Below are 25,150 nucleotides of genomic sequence, written 5' to 3'. Positions count from 1 at the left end.
TTATTTTGCTTTTATTACACATACTCGCACAGAACTAATATCCAGCGCTGTCGTAACAGCCGAAATTACGTTTTGCTGAACGGTCGGATCGTCACCCCCGTCACAGACTACAACCACACCCTTTATGATGGGCTGAACCTCGGTAACCGCAAGCGCCCTCTGTGCGCCGTCAGCGTCTTTAACCAATATGTAGGTGGTTTCCGTATTGTCGTTCGCCTCGTTTTTTGTTGTGGTGCCGTCGGATTTATCCTGCGTTGTCTTATTGCTTTTCTTTTCCTCTGTCGCGTACACATATTGCGTTCCCCGCTCAAGGGTGACCAAGACCTTTGCAGAACCTGCGCCCTGAATCCGCGTTACAATTTCCGTCAGCTTGGTTTCAAGCTGCGCGGCATACTGTTCGGCGGATATCTCCGTTGGCGAAGAAACGGTTTTGGCTTCCGTATGATCATTTTTTAAAAGCCCGGAAAGTAAAATTAACGCAATTCCGACCAACCCAACCACAATCACGATTTTGCGGTACATTTCATTTTCCGCCAGCTTCGTAAAAAAAGATTCTTTTTCTTCCTTGAAACCGCTGTTATCCGTTTTCATCAGCGATTACCTCCGTTTTAAGTCCCAAAACCTTTTGCAAATGAGCCGAAGCCTTTTCACAATCCGACCTGTACCCTTTTGCCAGGATCACAACAACCTTGTTAATTGATATGCTGCCATCTTCGTTTGTATCCATAAACACACGAACATTTTTACATTTTACGCCGATATTCCGGCACTCCGTAATGACCAGATTTTGAATGCTTTCCTGCGCCGCTTCGGAGATCTGCCTGTCGACCGTCCCCACAAACGGACTGCTTGACCGGCTCGACGTATCCACTTGAAACCATGTTCCGATCTGAGGCGCCGTCTTTGCGAGCGGCACGATAATCGCACAGATCATAAACGCACCGAGCACAAAGCGCACCATACGTTCCATGGAACCGCCCGGGACAAGGCTCTGCAGAAACGTTGCAACCAACGCGGTCAGGCAAATTGCCGCCGACCACTCTCTTACCGCATTCATGACACCCCTCCGATAATCAGCATGGCGGCCGTGGAAACCGTCAGGATTGCCATACAGCATAAAATAATCCCGAGCAGAGTCTCGATTACATTCACGACCGCTTTTAAAAGCATGGTTATTTCCTTTAACGAAAATATCGTTCCGATTCCCGCACAAATATGAATAGTGATAAGCCAGATCAAACACTCGATGAGGATTGGCAGGAAAATGCATAATCCGGCAAGAAGCCCAAAGGCGCTGACACCCGATTTCAGCATTTTTACGCATCCGTTAATTGTGTACAGCGCTTCCCCTAAAGCGTTTCCCACCACCGGAACAAAGCTACTTACAACAAACTTCGCCGCACGCGTTCCCGCTGTGTCCATTGCGGTAGCGACAATGCTGTGTATGGTAAGCAATCCGGTAAATACGGTCATGCAAAAGCCCATAATCCATTTTGCCGACTTACTGAACGCTTCACACAATCCGTTGAGGTTCATATTCGGCGACACGGCGGACACGATGGAAAGAGCCAGAAAAATATTCATCAGCGGCACCAGAATATTCGCAGATAAAAGGGATATCACATTTCCGGCTGCAACCATCAAGAGATTATAGGAGCTTGCCGAAACCGACTGGCCGGCTGCTACCATAATGCCGGCAAGAACGGGCACACAGGCTAAAAGGAAGCCTGCCGCCGCACGGATTACCGTGGCAGCATTCACAATGCAAGATACAATCGGATTGATTACGATAATGCTGATGCACAACGTGGCCACCATTCCAATGACCCCGCCCAGCGCTTTTTCCCCGAAGGACAGCTTCATGCCGTCCAGCAGAGCGCACAGCAGCATAACGGCAACCACGGAAACCGCCGCTTTGAACGGCGCGCCGGTTTTTCCTGCGGCTACGGAAAGGATATGTTCAAAAAAGTTCTGCGGCGTAATCGAGGAGATGCTTTTCCAGTCCGCGTTTTCTATGCCGAGGTTTTCCAGCGCTTTCCGGGTTTCTTCCGGCAGCTTGTAGGGCAAATCCTCCGCACCGCTCTGTTCCAGCTGCTGCTGATAATACTTCTCCTGATTCTCCGCCGCATAAGCTTGTGGAAGAAAAGCGGATAAAAAAAACAGGGTAAGAAGAAAGCATGCAATCCTTTTCATCGTCCTCCTCCTATCAAGTCGACAGCCGTACTGGCAATTTTTTCAAAAAGCGGAAGAGATAAAACGACGATGGCAACCTTCCCCGCGAGCTCCACTTTAGAGGCGAGCGCGCTTTCTCCTGCGTCGCGGCAGGAATCCGCCGCGAACTGCGCCAAAAAACAAATGCCGAGTGATTTCAACAAAATTGCGGCATATTCGGAGGAAATCCCCGCGCTGTCGAGCAGGGTATGGATTTGTTGTACCGCGGGCGAAACATTGGCCATTATTTCAAACAGGATGATGAGTCCGGCACAAATACTGATGATTACAGAATACTCGTGATGATAGCGTTTCATCATCACAGACAGAATGGCTGCGATGATCGAAATTCCTGCTACTGCTACGATATTCATAATTTATAAACCGAATATGGATTTAATAGACTTAAACAGCAGGTCTATTTGCTTAACAATCATCATCAGTACGACAATGAGTCCGGCAATCGTCGTCATCATTGCCTGATCCTCCCGGCCGGAGCGAATCAGCAGTTGGTTTAATACGGCAACAATGATCCCGATTGCCGCAATTTTAAAAATTAAATCCACATCCATTTCCATTCCTCCAATTTCAGCACAGCAGCAGTGCCGCCGCCATTCCGGAAAATATGCCAAACATTTGGTATAGCTTTGATTTCCTGTCTTTTTCTTCCTTTGCCTCTTTCAGGCTAAGGGAGGTCAGCTCGTAATACAGCGCACAGTGTGAAATCTGACCTTCCGTATCGCTTGTTCCAAAGCTTCTGCCAAATCCGTTGAAAAGTTCTTTGTCCTTGTCGCACAAACCGCTGTGGTTGACACCATGCTGCCAGGCAGTAAAGAAATCCGTGCCGTTCTCAAAGCAATTCGCGCATGCTTTCAGAAAGGGAAGTTCGTTTCCATATCTTCTTACGATTTGGTCAACTGGCCGCGCCGAGAACCGAATCTCCGTCTGTGCCGCGGAAAGGAATTTCAGAAAGCTCTCAAGGCGCTCCACTCTTAACGCCAACCTATGCGACTCCATATATCCCGCCATCGCCCCTGCCGCAATCAGGAACATAGCCCCCGTGAATTTTAGCAAGCAACTCACCCGCCTTATAGATTCCTGCAATTTTCCCCGGCTCCATTTTCCTATCCAGGATGGCGACATTGCCGAAAGCGCCCGTTTTCAAAAGGTCTACCGCCTGTTTCTTCTTTAAGAGTTCTTCCAAACTGCCGGCGTGGATGGAGGAGATCATGACCGCTCCCGCATTCAGGCATTGCTGCACCGCGCTAACTTCGTCATATCCCCCCAGCTCATCGCAAATTATGTAATCCGGGGAAAGACAGCGGATTGCCTGCATAATCCCCTGCGCCTTCGGGTACCCGTCCAGGATGTCGCTGCACACGCCCAGATCATTCTGCGGCACCCCCATGTAGGTGCCCGCCAATTCCCCCCGTTCGTCAATAACGGCCACCTTCCGGATATTTCCAAGCAAACCGCTTGAAAGCTGGCGGGCGATGTCCCGCAAAATGGTTGTTTTCCCGCTTACCGGCGGACCTGCAATCAGCAAGCCGTCGGACACATTATTTTTTAAGCCGACCAAAAGCGCGTTTGCCGAACCGGAAATCTCCCGCGCAATTCGGATATTAATGGAAGAGATATCCCTTAAGCCTTTGATTTCCCCGTTCTCTAAAACGGCGGTGCCGCTGATTCCGACCCGATGTCCCCCAACCAGCGTAACATACCCGTTGCGTATTTCATTCTGATGGCTGTAAATTGAGTAGCTGCATAGATTCCGGAAGCACTCGTCAATATCTTCCTTTGTCGCGATCAACGTGTTGCTGTCGGGGCGGCAGACCAACGTACCGTTCTGGTTAAAGAAATAAATCCCTTTAATGCAGCAAATAGAAACCGGCTTATTCACACGAATACGCAATTCCTGCACCTGGCTTTTTATTTCCAGCGGAAGCTGTAAAAAATATTTGCCGATTTTCCCGTACACAGCTTTTGCCGCCGAGTCAAATCTTGGGTTACTATTGTTCTCCATTTACTTGTCCTCCCTTTCACTACATAGATATGGACAACTAGGGCATGTTAGAACAAAAAAATGCCCCGCGGGAGAAGTCCCGCGAAGCATCGGTATATTTCTACATATAAATACTATCGGATCATTTCCTGAAAGTCTTCTTCGGTAATAATCGTGACGCCAAGCTGCTGCGCCTTCGTCAGTTTGCTCCCGGCATTCTCGCCGGCCAAAACATAATCGGTTTTCTTGGAAACACTTCCGGAAACCTTGCCGCCGAGCTTTTCAATCACCGCGCTTGCCTGCGCTCTTGTCAATGTGGGCAGGGTACCGGTCAGCACAAAGGTTTTTCCGGAGAAACGGTTATCCGCTACCACGGCTTTGCTGAGCATATTGACGCCCGCGTCCCGTAGCCTTCCGATTAAATGGGCGGTATTCGGCAGGTCGAAAAAGTGCCGGACGCTTTGCGCCATAATCCAGCCAAAGCCTTCGATTTTGGCTATTTCTTCCTCCGTCGCCTGGAAAACCGCATCCATGCTCTTAAAATACGCAGAAAGGAGTTTTGCCGCTTTCAGCCCGATATTCGGGATACCTAAAGCATAAATCAGCCGGTAAAGATCATTGTCCTTCGACCGTTTAATGGCGTCGACCAAATTCTGAGACGATTTTTCCCCCATCCGGTCAAGGGATTTCAATTGTTCTACCTCCAGATGGTATAAATCCGCCGGTGAAGAAAGAAGGCCATGTTTAACCAACTGCTCAATAACAGCCGGACCAAGCCCGTCAATATCCATCGCGTCGCGGCTTGAAAAATGAATCATATGCCGCAGAAGCTGCGCCGGGCACTCGGGGTTCGTACAGCGCGTAGCGGCTTCTCCTTCCTCCCGCGTGACCTTCGCGCCGCAGGAAGGACAAACGGCGGGCATAACAAACGGTCGCGAGCCTTCGGCATGGGATACAACGGAAACAACCTCCGGAATAATTTCGCCCGCTTTTCGTAATACAACGGTATCCCCGATGCGGATATCCTTTTCCGCGATAAAATCCTGATTATGCAGCGTTGCGCGGCTTACGGTCGTCCCCGCAAGCGTAATAGGTTCAAATAGGCCCGTGGGCGTAAGTACGCCGGTGCGGCCGACATTGACTTCAATGTCCAGCAGTTTCGTCTGCTTTTCTTCCGGCGGATATTTAAACGCCTCCGCCCATTTTGGGAACTTCGCGGTACTTCCCAGAGCCGCCCTCTGGGAAAAAGAATTTACTTTCACAACCGCGCCGTCAATGGAATAATCCAGCGTTCCGCGCATATCCCCAATCCTTTCTACCTCGCAGATCACCTCTTCCATCGTGTTACAGACGGTAAAGAAGGGCGGAATGACAAATCCAAGTTCTTTTAAAAAGCGGAGCGCTTCGTCATGCGCGTGAAGCTCCGCTCCGACAATCTGCTGAACATTAAAGACAAAAATGTCGAGCTTACGGGATGCGGTCACATTTGCGTTCTTCTGGCGGAGGGAACCAGCCGCCGCGTTGCGCGGATTTTTAAACGGCTTTTCGTCGTTCAGTTCCTGCCGCTCGGAAAGCTCAAAAAAGCTCTTATGGGACATATAAACCTCGCCGCGCACTTCAAGGAACGGTAAAGCTTTGGTCAGCTTCAGCGGAATGGTGCGGATGGTGCGAAGGTTCTCCGTTACGTCCTCGCCGACAAAGCCGTCCCCGCGGGTGGAACCGCGAAAGAAAATGCCGTCCCGGTACTCGAGCGAAACGGAAAGGCCATCGAATTTCGGTTCGACAATATATACCGGATTTTCTACCACCGCGCGGACTTTGCGGTCGAAGTTCATCAATTCCTCTTTTGAAAAGGAATCGTGAAGACTCTCCAGAGGTACTTCATGCCTAACCGGTTGAAATTTACTCAGCGATTCGCCGCCGATTTTCTGCGTAGGAGAATCCGGTGTAATCAGGCTGGGAAATTCCGATTCAAGCTGTTGAAGTTTACGGTAAAGCATATCGTACTCGTAGTCATCAATCTCCGGCGCGTCTTCCGTGTAATATTTTTTATTATGATAATTAATTAATTCAGTCAGTTTTTTATGCTGAATTTCCGCTTCTTTCACATCCATTGAAATGTTTCCTTTCATTCTTAAATCTGCTTTTAAACAGGGCTGTATCAGGAAATACTGGAAATAAATTACGCAATTATACTATAACAAGATCAGTTAATATTTGCAACAACCTGGGGCACCTCGCCGATAATGACGGTTTCCGCAACTGGAATTGAGGTTTCAACTTCCGTAGTCGAATCAAACCACGGTATGTACGAATAAATGCTGGTATGTATGCATAAAAGAATCTGATGCTTGGTCTGGTTTATTCCCGCAGATTCAAACGTGCTTTTAAATTCCGCGCTGACGGAACCGGAAAGGGTAAGCCGAAGCGGTACGTCCGGTCCCCGTCCATGCAATAAATCATTCCCGATAAGGGTTCCCAAAGGAACGCCCATATCCATATGGGAATCATCGCCAAGTTCTTTTTGTACATCCGCAATGACCACGGATTTCAATTGGTTCATCCGAACCATCTGGGTGGTAATCGAAAGCACTTTTCCGTTGGTATCGCGCTCAATCGATACTAGGTCATTGTAGGTAAGGGCATTTTTATCCAATTCTTGGGAAATTGCGCGATTGATTACGTCAACCGACTTTATCCGAGCCTGATTTGTAATAATCGCTTTAATTACCGGACGAAATTGAGTGTCCAGCAATAGTATAAACGCTAAAATGAAAGCTATGAATAATAAACCCTTAAAACCACTATGCGAACGAGTCCTGTATCTGCGCCACCCTTGCATAGACTCACCTCCAAAGCACTTACCCTATAATACACAGGAGGAATAAAAATGTGCAAAGGCAGAAAAAACGCAGAGAAACAAATTCCTCTGCGTTTCTACAATCCAATATAAAATTATTCTGCCGGCGTTTCTTCCGGTTTTTCTTCAGGCTCAAGAAGAGCACGAATGGAAAGGCTGACGCGCTTCTTGTCAAAATCAATATCCGTAATCTTGGCTTTCACAACCTCGTTCACTTTCAGGACATCCTGCGGTTTTTCAATTCTGTGGTCGGCGATTTGAGAAATATGTATCAAACCGTCGATACCAGGAATAACTCTTGCAAATGCGCCGAATTCTGTCATCCCAACAATCGTAACATCCGCAACTGTGCCGACAGGATAATCCCGCTTCAGGATTTCCCAGGGGTTGTCCTCTGCGCGTTTATATCCAAGGGAAATTTTCCCTTTTTCTCTGTCAAGACCCTTAATATACACATGAACCGTATCCCCAATGTTGACAACTTCGGAGGGATGTTTGATTCTCTCCCAGGACAGTTCGGAAATATGGATCATGCCGTCGATACCGCCCAAATCAACGAAGGCACCGTACGAAGTCAATGATTTTACAACACCGTCGTATTCCTTGCCTTCTTCAGCAGTCTCCCAGAATTTTTCGGCCAATGCTTTGCGTTCGTCTTTCAGGACGGAACGGATCGAACCAACCGCACGTCTGCGGTTACGGTTAACTTCGATAACGCGGAATTTCACCTCTTTTTTAAGAAGCTCATCCAATGGTTCGCCACGGGAAACGGTAGCCTGAGAAGCAGGAATAAAGACGCGGACACCATGGGAAACAACAATTAAGCCGCCCTTGATGATCTCGGTAACAACACCGGTAAGTACTTCCTGACTCTCTTCCGCGGAGGAAACCGTTTCCCAGCCCTTTGCTGCATCTAAGCGCTTCTTGGAAAGCATAATGGTGCCCTCCTGGTCGTTTGTACGCATGATGAGAAGTTCCATCTCATCGCCAATTTTAACGACATCCTCCGGACGGACATTCGGGTCAGCGGAAAGCTCCGAAGCCGGTATAAAACCAGCCTGCTTTCTTCCTACATCGACAAACACCTCGCTGGGAGTAATGCCGACAACCACACCGCGTACCTTCTCATCTGTATTTAAATTCTTTAGGGACTCCTCAAGCATTTCCTCGAAGTTTCCCTCGGCATTATTCTCCATTAAATTTTGACCAGCAGCCTCGTTGATTTCTGACATGGTATCAAGTACCTCCTTTATAATGCTTGCCGGCGTGGAAGCACCGGCAGTAATGCCAATACACTCGGCCCCTTTCAGAGCCGACAACGGCAGTTCATCCGCCGTTTCTATAAGATAGGTGCTGCAGTTTTTTCTGCACACATCCCGTAATTTCGCTGTATTTGAACTCTGCCTCCCACCAATTACAATCATTACGTCGCAACATCGGGAAAGCGACTCCGCTTCCGATTGACGAACAGCAGTAGCATTACATATTGTATCAAAAATTGTTGCATTTGTATATACCCTTTTGATGATTTCCAAACAATTTTCCCATTCCGATACGCTAAAAGTTGTTTGGGCTACTACACAGGGGGGCATTTTATTGTCAATCGGAATATTTTGGAGGATCCCCCGTAATTCTTCCGCATTTCTAAACACAAAACAATTTTTGGAGCAATGCCCCCGGATTCCCTGAACTTCCGGGTGACTGCAATCCCCTGCGATCAGGACTGTTTTTCCCTCAGCAGATGCCTTTGATACAATTTTGTGTATTTTTGCGACAAACGGGCAGGTCGCATCGACACATTCTAATTTTTTCTCAAAAATCGCATCGCATACGGCCTTCGACACGCCGTGGGAGCGAATGACAATTGTCGCGTCCGCAGGCGCCTCGTCGGGCGAATCCACAATTTTCACGCCGCGTTCCGCAAACTGCGCCAGCGTTTGCGGATTATGAATAATCGGTCCAAGCGTACAAACCTTTTTCCCTTTGCGAAGAAGTGCGTCCACCATTTCGATCGCCCGGTTGACGCCGAAGCAATATCCCGCCGAACGGGCTACAATGACCTTCAATACTTTTCCTCCAGCATTTGATTTATTTTTTCCGCGATGACCAACGCCGCCGAGCGTATGGAAGCGGTTGATTTCTCCCGGATATCCAGCTCATCCGGGAAAATCGGTTTTCCGTAGCGAACCGTTATCCGCTTAAACGGTTTAATGATCCCATCACAGTAAATGGAAGCGGGAAGAACCGGAGCCTTTGAAAGGCCGGCAATCATCGCAACGCCGGCTTTCGGTTGGAACGGCGTATCGTCAAAAACACATTTCCCCTGCGGGAAAATCCCCAGCAAACCTTCCTGATTCAATATTTGCACAGCCCTGCGGACAGAGCCTGCATCGCCCGAATCCCTTTTCACCGGGAAAGCACCCAACCGGTATAAAACCCACCGGATAACGGCCCCATGCTCCTCAAACAGCTCGGATTTTGCCATATACCGGATTTGCCTTTTAAAAGGCATCGCCAGAAACAGCGGGTCAAACACCGACTTGTGGTTACAGCAGACAATCAACCTTCCTTCCTCCGGTATATTTTCAATCCCCCTGTATTCAATTGAAAAAAGCCGTTTTGCGAAGAAGGAAAGAAACCGAAGGCAAAAAAAATAAAACATAAAATCAAGCCTTACATTTTTTCAAATGCTTTCAAATCACGCTCACGAAGCTCAATAATTTTATTCATCACAAAGCGGGATGCATTACGGAATTCCGTCCCTGTGCCCCTTTCGATTCCCAGTTCCTCCGGCTGTATCAGTTTTCCAAACGATACCATGCATTTTTCAAAGGCCTTGGGAACGCCGCCGCTCTTTGGGGTAATACAGCATGGAAGAATGGGCGCATTGTTTTTGTAAGCCAGCATGACCGCCCCCGCCTTCGGCTGTAAGGGCTCCCCGGTTTTCGAACGTGTTCCTTCAATAAAAACGCCCAGCGCCTGGCCGTTTTGCAGGAGCTCTTGGGCTCTGTTGATAGCGGACATATCCCCCTTCCCCCTTTGTACGGGGAAAGCGCCAAGCCCGGAAAGAATCAGGCCAAACGCTTTGTTTTTAAACAGCTCCGATTTCGACATATAAAAAATCTGGCGGCGCTGCGAAAAAGCAAGCCGTATCGGATCGGAATTGCTGATATGATTGCAACAGACAACTACTTTTCCGGTAGGCGGCATATTGTCGCCGTCATTAACCTGATAAGGCATAAATAATCTTGCCACAGGCTGAATACATATTTTCCCAAAATTATACAGAGGTGTACGCTTCACTTAGTATCACCAGTTTCAATTATTTTCGTTCAGCTTCTTTTCAATAATCGACATCAGCTTATCAATCGATTGTTCCAATGTCATTCCCGTAGTATCCACCACAATCGCTGTTTCCGCCGGAACAAGCGGCGCAACCGTACGGTGCGAATCGTTGTAATCCCGCTTTTTTAAATCGGCCAAAACTTCGTCAAACCGCACCTTTTCTCCCTTTTCCCTCAGCTCCTCATATCTTCTTTCCGCGCGCTCCTCCGGCGATGCAGTCAGGAAAATTTTCACCTGTGCATCCGGAAGGACAACCGTTCCTATATCACGCCCGTCCATAATAACATTGTTTGTTTTCGCTAGATCCTGCTGTAAAGAGAACAAAAACTTCCGTACCTCCGGAATGGCAGAAACATCGGAAGCCGCCATAGAAACTTCCGGCGTACGGATATCGCCTGTAACATCCCTATCCCCTAAATAAACCTTTTGCTCCCCGTTTTGAAAAGCAAGCCGGATTTTCACCTGTTCCAAAAGCGGGCAAACCGCCGTGGAGTCGGAAGGAGCAACCCCTTTTTGTAACATAAACAGGCCGACCGCGCGGTACAAAGCGCCGGTGTCGACATAAATATAGCCGAGCTCCGCCGCCGCCCGGCGGGCGATGGTGCTTTTCCCGGCCCCTGCCGGGCCGTCAATGGCAATTGCTATCATTCGTTTGCTTCTCCCTTGTTTATTATAGAATCAGCCGCAAGGCGGCCGGTGCTGAACGCAATCTGCAGGTTAAAGCCGCCAGTGTAGGCGTCCACATCAATGACTTCCCCTGCGAAATAGAGACCTTTCACCAATTTGGACTGCATCGTCTTTGGGTTGATTTCGCTGACCTTAACGCCCCCGGAAGTAACGATTGCCTCTTCAATCGGCCGAAAAGCCGATACCTGCAATTCATAGGATTTCAAAAGGCCCGCAAAAGCACGGCGCATTTCCTTTGTAATTTGGTTGCATTTCCTTTCCGGCGGTATTCCGGATTTCGAAACCATTACGGGAATCATCTTTCGCGGCAGCAGCGCAGATAAGGAGTTGCAAAAATCCCGATTCTGATTCTGTGCAAAATCGCGCTGCAGGCGCGCGTCAAGCTGCTCTATGCTGAGCGCCGGCTTCAGATCGATAAAAATATGATAACGGCCCGGCTCCATATCCCGCATATGCGCGCTCGCGCTTAAGATAATCGGACCGGAAACGCCGAAATGCGTAAAGAGCATTTCGCCAAAATCCGTATAGATCGTTTTTTTCTTTTTTGTATCCATTACCGTAATCGATACATTTTTCAGCGAAAGGCCCATCATATCCCCGCACTCGCTTCCGGATACAACAAGCGGCACCAGCGAGGGGCGCAGCGGGGTTACGGTGTGTCCTGCCTGCTTTGCAAGGCGGTAACCGTCGCCGGTGGAACCGGTTGCGGGATAGGAAGCACCTCCACAGCATACGATCACATTTTTTGCTGCTATTTCAGCCCCGTCCGAAAGCTGTACCCCATGGACGGTATCTTCTTTCAGCAAAAGCCTTTTTGCTTCCCCCGTAACAAGTTCAGCACCGTTTCGCTTTACAAATTTCGTAAGGGCGTCCACAATATCGGAGGATTTGTCCGACTGAGGAAAAACGCGGTTTCCCCGCTCAACCTTGGTTGGAACGCCAAGCTCTTCAAAAAAGCGGATGGTATCCTGCGGAGGAAAATGCGTGGCCGCGCTGTAAAGAAAGCGCCCGTTTGACGGAACTGATGCGATAAAGGTCTGTATATCGCAATTGTTGGTAAGATTGCATCTGCCCTTTCCGGTGATGAGCAGCTTCCGCCCGAGACGTTCCTTTTTTTCCAGCAGACAAACGCACAGGCCGTTGCTGGCAGCGGTTCCTGCCGCCAGCATCCCCGCGGCGCCGCCCCCGATTATCAGCGCATCATAGAGCTGATCCACTAGCTTTTTCATCTACCTTTTCATACACTTCATATTCATCCCATATATCCTCAAGGCGCTTAAATACCTGTGTAAGCTCTCCTGATTTTTTTAGTGAGGTGGTTACAATCAGTGCATTGATCAAACTGAGCGGCGCTACGAGGGTGTCCACAATCGAAGCAATATCACTACGGGCAAGCAAGGCGTAATCCGCCTCTTTCGCAAGAGGGGAAAGCGGACTGTCCGTAATGGCAATTACCGTCGCCCCGCGCTTGTGGGCAAAGTTCATAGCGTTAACCGCCTTCCGGGAATAACGGGGAAAGCTGATTCCAATAACAACATCCCGCTCGTCCACCCGGATCATCTGTTCAAAAATCTCACCTTCGCTGGTTGACTTTACTAAGAGGACATTCTCGAAAATTAAATTAAAATAATTGTAGAGGAACGTTGCCAAGGCAAGCGAGCTTCTTGCCCCGAGAATATAAATTTTGCGTGCGGCGACAATCGCGTCTACCGAACGGTAAAAATCCTCATGCGGTATTTCCTCCATCGTTCTGCGGATAGTTTCGATATCCTGATTAAATACGGAATCAAGAATATCGGCGTCGCCGATCCTGCTTGCGGTAACCTCCATTCTTTGAACGGAGGTCAGCTTGCTGCGAATCATTTCCTGCACAGCCTGCTGCAATTCGGGATACCCCGTATAGCCGATTTCCGTAGCAAAACGGACAACCGTCGATTCGCTCACGCCGACGGTCGCTCCCAGTTTCGAAGCGGTCATAAACGCAACTTTATCGTAATGTTCCTCAATATATTTTGCAATTAATTTTTGCCCTTTCGAAAATTCTTTCATCTTGTTTCTGATTCTGGTGATTAATAAATTATTCATTCAACCAACTCCTGTTATTCATATTAATTCGAAATCGCTTAAAAATCAAGTATATTTCCGTTATTTTGCAGGAAGGGACACTTTTTAATTCATTTTAATGCGGATTCCCAATAAAAAAAGCCCCCTTCGGGGGCAAACCTTTATTTTGACCATTTACGGAAATACGGATGAAACCGCTGGAAATAGGAAACAACCAACAGGGATAGTGCGTAATCGTATACTGCAAAAATAATATTTCCTATGAGCAGGAATACCCACGGAAGGTATATCCCCGCAACGGTAAAACTATCTTCCGGTACGGACAGCAGCTTGATGCTGAGAAAAAAACAGGCAACCATCGATACGTTAAATACAGAAAATTTCAAAATATAGGCTGCCACCCTGTTATGAATTTTTTCAATCTGCGCTTTCAAAATGGGGTAATACCCGAAGAAAAGGATAAATAGTACCACGGCTTCCTTATCCCCTGCTAGGAACAGCGAAAGCACCGAAACAGCAACATAAACCAACCATGCCCAGCTCTTCCCGAATTCGATCACAACCGCGATCAGCAGCACGCCCGCCAGCGCCGGAAACGCGTAGGTCCCGATCGATATGATTCCAGTTAGAAACATCAGTAGTGTACACAATGCCGTAGCAATTCCGCAAAAAGCCAAGCGGAAACTTTTCGTCAAAGGAAATCCCCCCTAAATGCTGTTAACAGCATGGGATTAAGTCCCCGCCCATGCATTCGCAGCAACAGTCCGCGCAAAGCAGCGACGAACAAATATCACAGCCGCTGCAACCGTTGGCATATGTGACGTTGGGATTATACCCACCATACGCACCGTTGCGCTGGTTCATCACCTGATTCATGGCCGCGCGGTATTCCCCATTGCCAGGATCCATTTGGCATGCTCTTGCTAAGCAGTTGTATGCTTCTTCGAGCCAGCCCCGTTTATAAAGGACGGTTCCCTTCAAAAAATACCATTCCGCATTTCTGTTTTCCGGCGGTACGCCGTCCAAAATCTGTTCCGCGTCCGCAATCCTACCCAGCATGATTAAATTCCGAACGTCGCCGAATCCCGTATTCGAGTAATATGCATAACCCGGATTTGTATATCCGCCATTTGAAGTGTTATAGGAAGAATACCCTCCATTTTTCTGCTGCTTTCGCTGCGCGATAATGGTATCATAAGCCTCGTTAATTTCCTTCATTTTTTCACCGGCTAAATCGGCAATCGGACTTCCGGAGTAATTATCGGGGTGGTATTTTTTCGCAAGCTCGCGATAAGCATTTTTAATTTCGTCATCTGTGGCGTTTGGTGAAACTCCTAATACCTTATAAGGATCCGACATGCATTTTCTCCTTCTTAAACAGTATTTCTTTTTGAATTTGCGGCAGACCTTTTTTTACAACATTATCAACTATAGGCCCGAAACAATTTAAATCCAAGATATTTAATGCGGCTATGAGCTGAGAAAGTGTAAGGTTTAATACCTGATTCACGTAACCTCTTACTTTGTCCAGTTCTTCCTGCGTACTCGACTGATTTAATTGAAATTTTAATACAAAAGGATTAAAAGAAGCAAATCGAATATCCTTTTCAATATCATCCGCAGCATCGATTAAATAGACCCATCGTCCAAGATAATACCCAAACTGACGAAGAATACGGACCTTCGCACTTTCCGAATTTTCCGGTTTCCCGGCAATGGATTCAAAAATCTGTCTAAGCATTTCCGAAGTAGGTTCCGCACAGGCATCGATACAAGGGTTGTCCCTGTGCTCCACTTCATACTGCATTTGAATTGACTTGGAAACGATGGCATCCATCCACGGGAAATCACGAGCCGCCCTTTTGTGCGCGCGGGCCGCGAAGGGCAAAAGTAAAGCGGAACGAAGCTTCCCCAAAAAGCGGGAATCCGCAATGTCATCCTTTATTTTATAATACGTCATGATTACCGACAACGCAGAAGCGGCAATCAACTCATTTTCGCCCGCGTTACAGTATGCGCACTTTTTCAACGGATTAACAACACAACGTCCATTCTTAAAACCGGGGCAATCCGCGCCGACCGCGATTTGCACCAATGCGTAAAACGTACAGTCGTAACTTAATGTAAGGCGCGCCATCATTCCATAGCTTTTCCCAAGCTGACGGCAAAGCGAACAGTACACAGCCTTGTACTGTTCATATTCCCGAACAAGCATTTCTGATTTTTGCGGCCTTATATAACCAAACACCAAAACCATCCTTAAAAACAGCTTTTCCTATACGTTGTCTATTATTTTACTATATTTGGCTCCATGATTTAATTAACAATATGTGAATTTTAAGAAATCAAAAGCAAAACTTGAAAAATAAATAGTTTAATTCTTAAATTCTTCTGATTTTTTAAACATTGCACAAATGTAAGATGTTGATTTTGTGTATAATGTATGGTATTATAAAACTGTAAAAGAAATGACTGAACTGTTTAGATATGGAAAGAAATAAACAAAGATTGATTGTGTTTCTTGGATTTCCATGATATAATCTGCTCAAGAGCAGACCGTGATAAACAGTAATAACAGGAGGTAAGTAGATGAAACTTTACGACATTGACGTAGTGAAACTGATCGACCTTTTAGACAAGGCCAAAGGAAATGTATACCTCATTACAGAAGACGGCAATACGCTGAATCTGAAAAGCAAGCTCTGCCAGCTTTATGGCGTTCGTGCGCTCCTGGAAAGCGCGAAAAATTCAACCGTTTCCGCTGAGCTAAATGTAGAAAATCCGGAAGATGAATTAATGTTTATCAACTACATGATGAGCAAATAAACTTCAGAACCGTCGCCCCGGCTATGCCGGGGTTTTCCTATGTAGTTTTAAAGCGCTCGGGGGCGCTTATACTGTATGAAAGCTTTTTAAACGCCCGGCTATACCGGGGGCGTTTACGCACTATTTTCGCACTACAAGTAAAAGGACGGCCGCTGGTGATCCAGTAGCTGTCCTTTTACTATTGTTTACTATTCTTTTGATATTTGAAGGTCTGTCTTCAGTTCAAATTTGGCCACCCGTTCCTTTAGGAGATTAGCCTGAGCGGAAAGTTCTTCGGAGGACGCGGCGCTTTCTTCCGCAGTAGCGGAATTCATCTGAACAACAGAAGAAATCTGCGAAACACCGGTATCAATCTGGGAAATGGAGCTTGCCTGCTCATTGGAAGCGTCCGCAATCTCCGTCACCAAGTTGTTGACATCCGTAAATTTCGCAACAATCAAGTTCAAAAGCTCCTCTGTTTTCGCCGCTATTTTTGTACCGTTCTCTACCGCGTTGACAGAATTATCAATCAATGTGGTCGTGTGCTTAGCAGCTTCCGCGCTCTTGCTTGCAAGGTTGCGAACCTCATCGGCCACAACAGCAAAACCCTTTCCGGCACTGCCCGCCCGGGCCGCTTCAACGGCGGCATTTAGTGACAAAATGTTGGTTTGGAAAGCGATGTCGTCAATCGTCTTAATAATCTTCGTAATCTCCATAGATGTATCGCGGATTTCCGTGATTGCCGCCATCATTTCGCCGATTGTCTCTTTGCCAATTTCCAGTTCTCTTTGCGCATCCTCTGCCAGTATTCTCGCGTTATTCGCGTTGTTGGCATTTAGTTTCACTTTCTGCGACACCTCGTCGATTGAGGCAGAAAGTTCTTCCAACGAACCGGCCTGTTCCGTTGCACCATTTGAAAGCGACTGGGCACCATTGGCAATTTCCTCTGCTCCTGTCGAAACCTGTATGGCGGCGGTTCCGATTTCCGAAAACGCAATATTCAGAGAGTCAATAATTTTAACTAGCGCTTTTTTAATTGGGGAAAAGTCGCCTACATAATCACGCGTAACATCTACTTTCAGATTTCCGTTTGATATTTCTGTTAAAACCTGCGATATCTCACTAACATATTCGCTCAGCCTTCGGGAGGTTTCTTTTGAGATGGCGGCCAGTTCCCCCAGTTCATCCTGCGTATCTACATGAATATCGGAATTCAGGTTGCCGTTTCCCATCTCCTGAGAAAGCGTAACAATCTTATTAACCGGGGCAAGAGACCTGCGGATAATCAGAATGATAACAAATCCGATTATGAGAATACCGATTATACCAACCAGAGAAATCAAAAGGGTAAGCATGGAAACATCTTTTAATGCCTCGGATTTCCCAACAGTAAAATTACTGGTCCATTTACTCTCAATACCATCAATTTTTAAAGGCTGGCTTACTTTAAAAACAGAATTGTCTGCCTTCTCTGAATATTTTGTACCAGATTTTTTCTTATCCGCCGTATCGGAAACATAAACCGAACCGGTTGAAAGGATATAGTTATCCGATGTTGTGTAGCCACCTAAGTTATAATCTAGATTATTGATGGTGTCGGTTAAAATATCTGCAGTTACAACGCCTAAGAATTTTCCATTGCCGTCAACAATCGGACTGCTGATTGTAATAAGCCACACGGTATTCCCATTTGAAAGCTTATAGGTATACGGTTCCGTAATATGCGCTTTGCCGGTTTGCTTCGAAACAGCGTAATATTCCCCGTCCTTATATGTATCATAATCATCGGCTACATCCAATCTCTTGGTGTTTCCGTCTCGGTATTCATAGTACGACCTGCCACTCGGCGTATTTTCAAATAAAGAATTCGGTTCTAATGCGATATAAGCGGAAAAGATACGTTCATCGTCCAAATAGGAAGCCAAGTCCTTCCGGATAAGTTGATCCCTAAGACCAGCATCCAACGTTTTATATTGGTAAACCTGTTTTGAAAATGTACTCGCAACGGTCTTTAGATTATTCAGGTAACCCGATGCCAGATAGGCGTTGTTTTCCGCAACCGCATTGATATTGTTCATCACAGACCTTTGTTGTAAATTTGTTAGATAAATATTTAGAAAAACACAGATAAATACAATCATAACAGCAATTGCGAAAACAACTTTTAAGGGAATTTTAAATGCTAATTTTCTTGTAATTTTTTTACTCGCACTCACCATAAATTTCCTTCCTTCTAATAATATTTGTTAGTAATTATTATATATTGTCGAGTTGTAAAATTGATTCTGTATAAAATATAATCTTAAAATATTATCTAAGATCAACAAAATTGCTATATTTTTGTCTGAATTGAAGATTAATGTTATAATTTTAACAGAAAGTTTCTTCAATTTTATACAGTTATTGTTTAAAAATATACGGAAAATGACATCGCAACTTTGCCATGCTTAAAAAAGCATTCCAATCGAATTTGCTAAACAAAAAGCGCCGCCGTAGAAAAATACGGCAACGCTTTTTTGAAGTTTTTGATTTTAGTACGCCGCGCTCAGCGGATTTAAAATGCCATAGCCCTTATTCTGTATATCATCAATAAATTGAATTGCTTTGCCGGCACCCAATGCCACACAAATCTGCGAATCCTGCGCAATATGAACCGGCATTTTCGCTTTTTTTGAAATCAGCGTATCGAACCCGGAAAGTTGCGCCGATCCGCCCGTTAAAATAATTCCGTCGGAATAAACATCGCCCATAAGTTCCGGAGGTGTTTTTTCAAGCATTTCCTGTATGGTGCGGACAATCTGCATCGCCGGTTCAATTAAAGCTTCCAGCATCTCGTCGCAACTGATATCGGCCCACTGCGGCAAACCGTTCATCGCGTTACGCCCTTTTACTCTGTGGGAAGCCAGCTCCTTTCTCGGGTAAACACAGCCAATCGCAATCTTCGCATCCTCCGCTGTACGCTGCCCGATAATCAGATTATATTTTTTGCGGATATATTTTATAACCGCCTCATCAAACGCATTTCCCGCAACCTTAATGGATCTGGAGATCGCAATTCCGCTCAGCGACAGCACCGCCATATCCGTCGTGCCGCCACCGATGTCAACAATCAGGGTGCCGTGCGGGGTCGCGATATTTACCCCGGCGCCTAGTGCGGCCGCCACGGGTTCTTCAATCAAACAGATTTTGCGGACACCCGCCGCACTAATCGCATCCACTACCGCGCGTTTTTCAACTTCCGTAATCTGGCAGGGAACGCTTACAACAACGCGGGGCATAAAAACCTTGCTACCGCTGATTTTCTTTAAATAAGTACTTATTAAATGCTGCGCCAAATCAAAATTTGAAATAACCCCGTTGCAAAGCGGATGGACAACGTCAATTTTATCGGACGTTCTTCCCACCATTTTATATGCTTCCATTCCGGTAGCAACAACTTCATCCGTTTCCACGTTTACGGCAACAATTGCCGGTTCATTAAGTGTAATCCCTTTGCCGTCAAGATAAATTTTGACAGTCGATGTACCCAAATCGATCGCTATATCTGTTCCCAGCACACAACCACATCCAATCTTAATTTCCCAATTATTATATTACAGAATAGATGATATTTCAACTTTTTAAAGCGGCACTTGGGCAACTGCGGCACAGGCAACAAATTCCGCGCCGCCTTGGTAAAGTGTTTCGGCGCATTCGCTCAGCGTTGCCCCCGTCGTTACAATATCATCGATCAAAAGAATCTTTTTCCCTGCTATTTTTTCCTTGTTTATTACTTGGTAAACACCCAAAACATTTGTCCGGCGTTCTTTTTCCGTCAATTTATGCTGTTCTCTGTTCTCTTTGATTTTTATTAAACATTCATTATATGGAAGAAATGCGCATTTGGAAATTGCCTTTGCCAGCAGTTCGGATTGGTTGTAGCCTCTTCCCTGTTTTCTTTTTGGAGAAATCGGCACAGAGGTAAGAAAGTCAAACGAAATTTCCGGAAATTGTTTCTGTACCAGCGCCGCCATGGTTTCCGCGTAAACATCCGCGAAGTCCCGGCGACCATAAAACTTAAACTGAATGAGGGAAACCCGGATTTTATATTCGTATGCAAAAGGGGATACACAAAAAACAGTTTTCCCTAAATTCGGTAAAACCATGCGTTTCGTTAGATTGAGCGTTTTGATTTCTTTGGAGCATTTTCCGCAGGCTTTTTCTCCGGATAAAATGACTTCACCGCAAAAAGCGCATCTCGGGGGAAAAATCATATTCAAAACCGCGGCAAATATCCCTTTATTCTTCATTTTCCGCTCCTTGCGTTAAAAAATAGGAGAGTCCGGTATACCGGCGCGTTTTTTTATTATTGTTGACCATCGCCTGAATTGTCCTTTGCGTTCCTACAAGGATGAGCAGCGATTTTGCCCGTGTAATTGCCGTATAAAGCAGATTGCGGTAAGAAAGCTGCGGAGCGCCTGGATACATAGGTATCACCACTGCCGGGAATTCGTTTCCCTGGCTCTTGTGGACAGTCATCGCATAAGCAAGCTCCAATTCCGCCGCGGTTTCCAGTTCGTACAGGACGACACGGTCATCCATCTGCACCGTTAAAGTGGAAGCTCTTCGGTCAATCGAGCAAAGGATTCCCAGATCGCCGTTAAAAACGCCCTCGCCCAAAGAACCATCCGATTTTGACCATGAAAGATTATAATTGTTCTTTACCTGCATCACCTTATCGCCTTCGCGGAAAAGCACCCCGTTAATGTTGATTTCCCGTTTGGAAGGATCCGGCGGATTTACCGCCGTCTGAATTCGCCTGTTCAGTTCCATAGTACCAAGTTTCCCTTTGCGTCCGGGGGAAAGCACCTGAATATCGGTCAGAGGCGAATATCCGTAGCTGGCGGGCAGCCGTACCGCGCACAGCTCAACAATTGTCCTTTGGATTTCAGAAGGGTCATTGCTCGGCAGAAAGAAAAAGTCGCTGCTGTGGACCGCAAGTTCCGGCATCTGCCCTTTTACAATTCGGTGCGCGTTCGTGATAATCAGGCTTTGCATGGACTGCCTGAAAATCCGGTCAAGCTGTACAACGGGAAACAAATCTGTTGCTATTAAATCCCCCAAAACATTGCCCGGCCCAACGGAAAGAAGCTGATCGCAGTCGCCAACCATGATCATACGGCATCCAAGCGGCAAGGCGCGCAGAACCGCCTCTAACAAATTTGCGTCCACCATCGACAGCTCGTCTATAACCAGAGCATCACATTGCAAAAGATTTTTCTCATTCTTGGCAAAGACGGGAAGGTCGTTCTCGTCCCATTCCACCTGAAGCATACGGTGAATGGTTTTTGCCTCCTGCCCGGTCAGCTCCGACATACGCTTTGCGGCGCGTCCGGTCGGAGCCGCTAGCAAGACTTTTTCTCCCTTTTCTTCCAGTATCTTAATGATTGCGTTTAAGGTCGTTGTCTTTCCGGTTCCGGGACCTCCGGTTAAAATCAGAATTCCCTTTAACAGCGCTTCTTTGATCGCCTGCTTCTGCCTCTCCGCGTAGCGGATTTGTAATGTTTCTTCAATGGCGGAAATTGAATCGTCAACCCCAACAATGGATTGCGCGGGATAGCGAAGCATCATTTTGAGTCGCCCGGCACAATACACCTCGGAGCGATACATCTGCGGCGTGAAAATATATTCTCTGCCATTGAAAGCAGCGAAGGCAACCGAAGCTTCCGACTTCAACTCCTCCAGCGTTTCCGTAACCAGTTCCACCTCGATTTCAAGCAGCCTTGCGGCAGTCTTCAACAGCTTGTCCGCCGGCAGGCAAGTGTGCCCGTTCCCAATATTATGTTTTAAAACATACAGAATTCCTGCCCTAATCCTACAGTTATCGTCCTGCGGGCGTTCCAGCGAAGCAGCGATTTCATCCGCCCGCCCGAAATCGATTCCAATACCGTCCCGGCACAGGCAATAAGGATCCTCCCGCACGCGTTCCGCCGACTCCGGGCCATAATATTTCCAAACCCGTATGGATTCCTCCGGGGATATGCCGTAGCTTCCAAGATACAGCATCATTTCCTTAATGCCGTGTGTTCTCTGGAATTCGTCGCTTATTTTCTGCGCCTTAGCTTTTGTGATCCCCTTAATTTCACAAAGGCGCTCCGGATCCTTTTCAATGATCTCCAACGCGTTCATCCCGAATGCATCCACAATTTTGCCGGCCGTTTTCGGCCCGATCCCTTTAATCACGCCGGAGGCAAGATATTTGAGCAAGGCAACCGTTGTGGCCGGTTTTGAAAGTTCAAAGGCTTCCACCTTAAACTGCGTACCGTAAGTGGGACTGTTTATCCAGTTTCCAATCACCCGCAATTCCTCTCCGACACTTACAAGCGGCATTGAACCCACTACGGTAACAAGCTCTTCCCCGTTATTCATTTCAATGATTGCATATCCATTACTCTCATTTTTAAAAATGACCTGCTCCACGGAGCCGGTCATTTCCAGCAGGCTTTCGCTTTTCATGAAAAACTCCCTCAGTTTATCATCCTTATAAACCCAGTATAATACATAGGATATGTATTTGCAAATTATTGTTCAAGAATATTCACCAATTCCTCCGGTTTACAGACTACCACCCCGGGATTCCGGTGCGCTATAATTGCACATATTTTTCTGGTTTCTTCATCCATCCCTCTATCCAGACAAATCAGCATTTTTTCTTCGCCATGAACCCATTTCAGTTTTTCAATGCCACTCTCCAGAAGCATCTCCGCTTCCTCATCATGCCCCTCAATGGAAAGAACAAGATAAAGCTTTCCCTTATGATGCGGCGTGCGCAAGGACCACGAAATAAAGCTTCGAATGATTTCGACCGCCCCAAGGATCGCCAAAAACACAAAAAACAGTCTTGCTATGATTTCAAGCATAAAAAATCACCTCATTACAGTTTATGTAATGAGGTGATTTTGTGCTCTTTTATTTTGCCAAAGCTGCTTTTAATGCGTCCACTTTGTCCCGTTTTTCCCAGGAAACATGCTGGTCCTCGCGGCCCATATGCCCATAATTGGAGACAGAGCGGTAAATCGGGCGCCGAAGATCCAGGTCACGGATAATCGCAGTCGGGCGAAGGTCAAACACCTTGGAAACGGCAGCCGCGAGCTCATCGTCGCCGTACTTTGATGTTCCGAAGGTATCGACCATAATGGAGACCGGTCTGGCTACTCCGATCGCATAGGCAAGCTGAATTTCGCATTTCCTGGCTAAGCCGGCCGCAACCACGTTTTTCGCGGCATAGCGTGCAGCATAAGCCGCTGAACGGTCGACCTTCGTCGGATCCTTCCCGGAAAAAGCACCGCCGCCGTGTCTTCCATAGCCGCCGTAGGTATCAACGATAATTTTCCTTCCGGTCAGCCCGCTGTCGCCTACCGGCCCGCCGATTACAAAACGCCCGGTGGGGTTGACGAAGAATTTCGTTTTACTGTCAAGCCATTTATCGGGAATAATCGGCTTGATGACTTTTTCAATAATATCCCTTCGGATTTGCTCAAGCGAAACGTCCGGGTCATGCTGGGTAGATACAACAACGGTATCCACACGCACAGGCTCGTCCCCTTCATATTCAACCGTCACCTGCGTCTTGCCGTCGGGTCTTAAATACGAAAGGATTTTTTCTTTACGTACTTCACTCAGACACTTAGAAAGCTTGTGCGCAAGCGATATGGCTAGCGGCATCAATTCCGGCGTTTCATCGCAGGCATATCCGAACATCATTCCCTGGTCGCCCGCGCCAATTAAGTCGTTTTCATCGGTCGCGCCCTGCTTTGCTTCCAAAGACTGATTTACACCCATCGCAATATCGGGCGACTGAACGTCGATGGATGTAATAACGCCGCACGTATTCCCGTCAAATCCGTAATCCGGATTATCATAACCGATATCCTTTACAACCTGACGCGCGATCGAAGGGATATCCACATAGCATTCCGTGGAAATCTCCCCCATCACATGAATCACACCGGTTGTGGCGGTAACTTCGCAGGCTACATGAGCCTGTGGGTCCTGAGCAAGAATCTCATCCAGCACAGCGTCGGCAATCTGATCGCACAACTTATCCGGATGTCCTTCCGTAACCGATTCGGAAGTAAAAAAATGTCTTGACATAATCATATTCCTCCTATATTAACACTAGCCGGTAAAAAGAAAACACCGTTCGCAAAGTCCGAACGGTGTATATTATTACCTCATCTTTCGGCTTTACCGCAGGATTTGGCACCTTACACATTGTAGGTTGCCGGACATCATAGGGCCTGTTCCCTCCGTCACTCTTGATAAGGGGGCATATTTAGTTTTACAACAGGATTATAACATATACATGAATAATTGTAAAGAGCGGATTTGAAAGAAAACGATGGGTTAAGCGGCATTAAACATATTTTTATTTTTACTGATAAACGGAGTTAGTGCTTTAAAAATAACCCCCGCAATAATGCTGTTTAAGCCCGCTTTTATTAAATTGAAGGGGATAATACCCGGGAGCATAATCGCGTCAACTACCGCTTTCGGCGTCCCGAAAAAGTGTACCGTAAAAATATAGTTCATCGGAACCATGATAGCCGTCATTGCGAACGTACCCAATACCATACCGATGACCGCATGGGTAAATTTATTGCTGTGGTGATAGAATTGCCCGACCAAAACCACCAAGGCGCCAGAAGCAACAAAATGCATCAAAAGACCGACCCATCCATTTCCGCCAAACAAGAATGCCTGTATGACCGACACGACAAACAGAACTACGATGGAAGGAACCGTTCCGAAAAGCATGGCCGCAATTAAAATGGGCGCATCCGCCATGTCATACTCCAGGAAAGGAGCCGCTGGAATAAGCGGTATGCGAACAAACGCGACTAAAACAATGGAAACGGCCGCCAGCATACCCAGTTGAGCCATGAAAAGAATACTGTTTCTTTTGCTTGTCTTCATAAACCTCTCTCCTTTACATGCTGCCAACGAAAAAAAATCCCGCAGCAAAGCTACGGGACTAAATACGCAAATATGCGCGCTCTTCTTTCATCCGGACTATACCGTCGGCTTTGGAATCGAACCAAAATCAGCTTTCGCTCGCGGGCTTGTCGGCTTTCGCCGCTTTACCGCCGGTGGGGAATTTCACCCCGCCCCGAAGACAGCTATTTTATTTGCTATTA

General features: G+C 46.8%; 26 protein-coding genes and 2 riboswitches. Of the genes, 1 reads left to right on the top strand and 25 read right to left on the bottom strand.

The annotated features are described in order from the left end of the window. The 18 genes from P9B68_RS00295 to P9B68_RS00210 all read right to left on the bottom strand — a co-directional run bounded on the left by P9B68_RS00295 (nt 1) and on the right by P9B68_RS00210 (nt 15,426). On the bottom strand, nt 1-591 hold the full coding sequence (locus P9B68_RS00295) for a stage III sporulation protein AG (RefSeq protein WP_135659989.1): 591 nt from the start codon (nt 589-591) through the stop codon (nt 1-3). Beyond that, a complete protein-coding gene (locus P9B68_RS00290; protein WP_277668254.1) occupies nt 578-1,057 on the bottom strand; it encodes a stage III sporulation protein AF in 480 nt (159 codons plus the stop codon). Before P9B68_RS00290 ends, P9B68_RS00295 begins: the two co-directional genes overlap by 14 nt. Next, nucleotides 1,054-2,193, bottom strand: a complete 1,140-nt coding sequence (locus P9B68_RS00285) for a stage III sporulation protein AE (protein ID WP_135659993.1) — start codon at nt 2,191-2,193, stop codon at nt 1,054-1,056. The genes P9B68_RS00290 and P9B68_RS00285 overlap by 4 nt, the downstream gene beginning before the upstream one ends. Continuing rightward, a complete protein-coding gene (locus P9B68_RS00280; protein WP_135659995.1) occupies nt 2,190-2,585 on the bottom strand; it encodes a SpoIIIAC/SpoIIIAD family protein in 396 nt (131 codons plus the stop codon). The genes P9B68_RS00285 and P9B68_RS00280 overlap by 4 nt, the downstream gene beginning before the upstream one ends. 3 nt (nt 2,586-2,588) lie before the next feature. Next, the gene (gene spoIIIAC / locus P9B68_RS00275) at nt 2,589-2,783 is read right to left on the bottom strand and encodes a stage III sporulation protein AC (RefSeq protein WP_135659997.1); all 195 of its coding nucleotides are present in this window, start codon (nt 2,781-2,783) and stop codon (nt 2,589-2,591) included. Nucleotides 2,784-2,799: 16 nt separating this feature from the next. Next, nucleotides 2,800-3,228, bottom strand: coding sequence for a stage III sporulation protein AB (locus tag P9B68_RS00270; RefSeq protein ID WP_277668253.1), 429 nt, complete (start codon nt 3,226-3,228; stop codon nt 2,800-2,802). Beyond that, a complete protein-coding gene (locus tag P9B68_RS00265; protein WP_167875197.1) occupies nt 3,215-4,234 on the bottom strand; it encodes a stage III sporulation protein AA in 1,020 nt (339 codons plus the stop codon). Before P9B68_RS00265 ends, P9B68_RS00270 begins: the two co-directional genes overlap by 14 nt. Before the next feature lie 113 nt (nt 4,235-4,347). Further along, nucleotides 4,348-6,345 (bottom strand): NAD-dependent DNA ligase LigA, encoded by a 1,998-nt coding sequence (gene ligA, locus P9B68_RS00260; protein ID WP_461949990.1) that lies wholly within the window; start codon nt 6,343-6,345, stop codon nt 4,348-4,350. A gap of 74 nt (nt 6,346-6,419) precedes the next feature. Continuing rightward, nucleotides 6,420-7,055 (bottom strand): sporulation protein YunB, encoded by a 636-nt coding sequence (gene yunB / locus P9B68_RS00255; protein WP_135660001.1) that lies wholly within the window; start codon nt 7,053-7,055, stop codon nt 6,420-6,422. A gap of 113 nt (nt 7,056-7,168) precedes the next feature. After that, nucleotides 7,169-9,139 carry a bifunctional 4-hydroxy-3-methylbut-2-enyl diphosphate reductase/30S ribosomal protein S1 gene (locus P9B68_RS00250; RefSeq protein ID WP_277668252.1) on the bottom strand — a complete coding sequence of 657 codons (1,971 nt, stop codon included), beginning with the start codon at nt 9,137-9,139 and terminating at the stop codon, nt 7,169-7,171. After that, the gene (locus P9B68_RS00245) at nt 9,136-9,735 is read right to left on the bottom strand and encodes a lysophospholipid acyltransferase family protein (RefSeq protein ID WP_135660005.1); all 600 of its coding nucleotides are present in this window, start codon (nt 9,733-9,735) and stop codon (nt 9,136-9,138) included. The genes P9B68_RS00250 and P9B68_RS00245 overlap by 4 nt, the downstream gene beginning before the upstream one ends. Before the next feature lie 11 nt (nt 9,736-9,746). After that, nucleotides 9,747-10,313 (bottom strand): lysophospholipid acyltransferase family protein, encoded by a 567-nt coding sequence (locus P9B68_RS00240; RefSeq protein ID WP_135660007.1) that lies wholly within the window; start codon nt 10,311-10,313, stop codon nt 9,747-9,749. 78 nt (nt 10,314-10,391) lie between these two features. Continuing rightward, the gene (cmk, locus tag P9B68_RS00235; RefSeq protein WP_135660009.1) at nt 10,392-11,066 is read right to left on the bottom strand and encodes a (d)CMP kinase; all 675 of its coding nucleotides are present in this window, start codon (nt 11,064-11,066) and stop codon (nt 10,392-10,394) included. Continuing rightward, complete coding sequence (locus P9B68_RS00230; protein ID WP_277668251.1) at nt 11,063-12,334, bottom strand: BaiN/RdsA family NAD(P)/FAD-dependent oxidoreductase; 1,272 nt, start codon at nt 12,332-12,334, stop codon at nt 11,063-11,065. Before P9B68_RS00230 ends, cmk begins: the two co-directional genes overlap by 4 nt. Continuing rightward, nucleotides 12,306-13,190, bottom strand: a complete 885-nt coding sequence (locus tag P9B68_RS00225) for a MurR/RpiR family transcriptional regulator (RefSeq protein WP_135660013.1) — start codon at nt 13,188-13,190, stop codon at nt 12,306-12,308. The genes P9B68_RS00230 and P9B68_RS00225 overlap by 29 nt, the downstream gene beginning before the upstream one ends. A gap of 140 nt (nt 13,191-13,330) precedes the next feature. Beyond that, nucleotides 13,331-13,864: a hypothetical protein gene (locus P9B68_RS00220; protein ID WP_135660015.1), complete on the bottom strand. Its 534-nt coding sequence runs from the start codon at nt 13,862-13,864 to the stop codon at nt 13,331-13,333. Nucleotides 13,865-13,886: 22 nt separating this feature from the next. Next, nucleotides 13,887-14,528 (bottom strand): J domain-containing protein, encoded by a 642-nt coding sequence (locus P9B68_RS00215; protein ID WP_135660017.1) that lies wholly within the window; start codon nt 14,526-14,528, stop codon nt 13,887-13,889. Further along, nucleotides 14,512-15,426 carry a DUF5685 family protein gene (locus P9B68_RS00210; RefSeq protein WP_277668250.1) on the bottom strand — a complete coding sequence of 305 codons (915 nt, stop codon included), beginning with the start codon at nt 15,424-15,426 and terminating at the stop codon, nt 14,512-14,514. Before P9B68_RS00210 ends, P9B68_RS00215 begins: the two co-directional genes overlap by 17 nt. Before the next feature lie 332 nt (nt 15,427-15,758). On the opposite strand from P9B68_RS00210, the gene P9B68_RS00205 reads away from it, so the two are divergent. Then, the gene (locus P9B68_RS00205) at nt 15,759-15,995 is read left to right on the top strand and encodes a hypothetical protein (protein ID WP_135660021.1); all 237 of its coding nucleotides are present in this window, start codon (nt 15,759-15,761) and stop codon (nt 15,993-15,995) included. Between the two features lie 188 nt (nt 15,996-16,183). Here P9B68_RS00205 and P9B68_RS00200 read toward each other — a convergent pair whose 3' ends face one another. The 7 genes from P9B68_RS00200 to P9B68_RS00170 form a co-directional block, all read right to left on the bottom strand. Next, the gene (locus P9B68_RS00200; protein ID WP_277668249.1) at nt 16,184-18,052 is read right to left on the bottom strand and encodes a methyl-accepting chemotaxis protein; all 1,869 of its coding nucleotides are present in this window, start codon (nt 18,050-18,052) and stop codon (nt 16,184-16,186) included. Nucleotides 18,053-18,505: 453 nt separating this feature from the next. Beyond that, nucleotides 18,506-19,531 (bottom strand): rod shape-determining protein, encoded by a 1,026-nt coding sequence (mreB, locus tag P9B68_RS00195; RefSeq protein WP_277668248.1) that lies wholly within the window; start codon nt 19,529-19,531, stop codon nt 18,506-18,508. Nucleotides 19,532-19,594: 63 nt separating this feature from the next. Next, nucleotides 19,595-20,263 carry a ComF family protein gene (locus P9B68_RS00190; RefSeq protein WP_135660027.1) on the bottom strand — a complete coding sequence of 223 codons (669 nt, stop codon included), beginning with the start codon at nt 20,261-20,263 and terminating at the stop codon, nt 19,595-19,597. Further along, the gene (recD2, locus tag P9B68_RS00185; RefSeq protein WP_135660029.1) at nt 20,253-22,469 is read right to left on the bottom strand and encodes an SF1B family DNA helicase RecD2; all 2,217 of its coding nucleotides are present in this window, start codon (nt 22,467-22,469) and stop codon (nt 20,253-20,255) included. The genes P9B68_RS00190 and recD2 overlap by 11 nt, the downstream gene beginning before the upstream one ends. Before the next feature lie 65 nt (nt 22,470-22,534). After that, the gene (locus tag P9B68_RS00180) at nt 22,535-22,873 is read right to left on the bottom strand and encodes a hypothetical protein (protein ID WP_277668247.1); all 339 of its coding nucleotides are present in this window, start codon (nt 22,871-22,873) and stop codon (nt 22,535-22,537) included. A gap of 49 nt (nt 22,874-22,922) precedes the next feature. After that, a complete protein-coding gene (gene metK / locus P9B68_RS00175; protein WP_277668246.1) occupies nt 22,923-24,107 on the bottom strand; it encodes a methionine adenosyltransferase in 1,185 nt (394 codons plus the stop codon). Between the two features lie 77 nt (nt 24,108-24,184). After that, nucleotides 24,185-24,281: riboswitch (SAM riboswitch) on the bottom strand. A gap of 78 nt (nt 24,282-24,359) precedes the next feature. After that, nucleotides 24,360-24,929 (bottom strand): ECF transporter S component, encoded by a 570-nt coding sequence (locus P9B68_RS00170; protein WP_135660035.1) that lies wholly within the window; start codon nt 24,927-24,929, stop codon nt 24,360-24,362. Nucleotides 24,930-25,004: 75 nt separating this feature from the next. Then, nucleotides 25,005-25,134, bottom strand: a riboswitch (FMN riboswitch). Between the last annotated feature and the right edge of the window lie 16 nt (nt 25,135-25,150).

This window comes from Caproiciproducens galactitolivorans, from assembly GCF_029266045.1.
GTDB classification, from domain to species: Bacteria; Bacillota; Clostridia; order Oscillospirales; family Acutalibacteraceae; genus Caproiciproducens; species Caproiciproducens galactitolivorans.
This window is presented reverse-complemented; position numbering and strand designations above follow the sequence as displayed.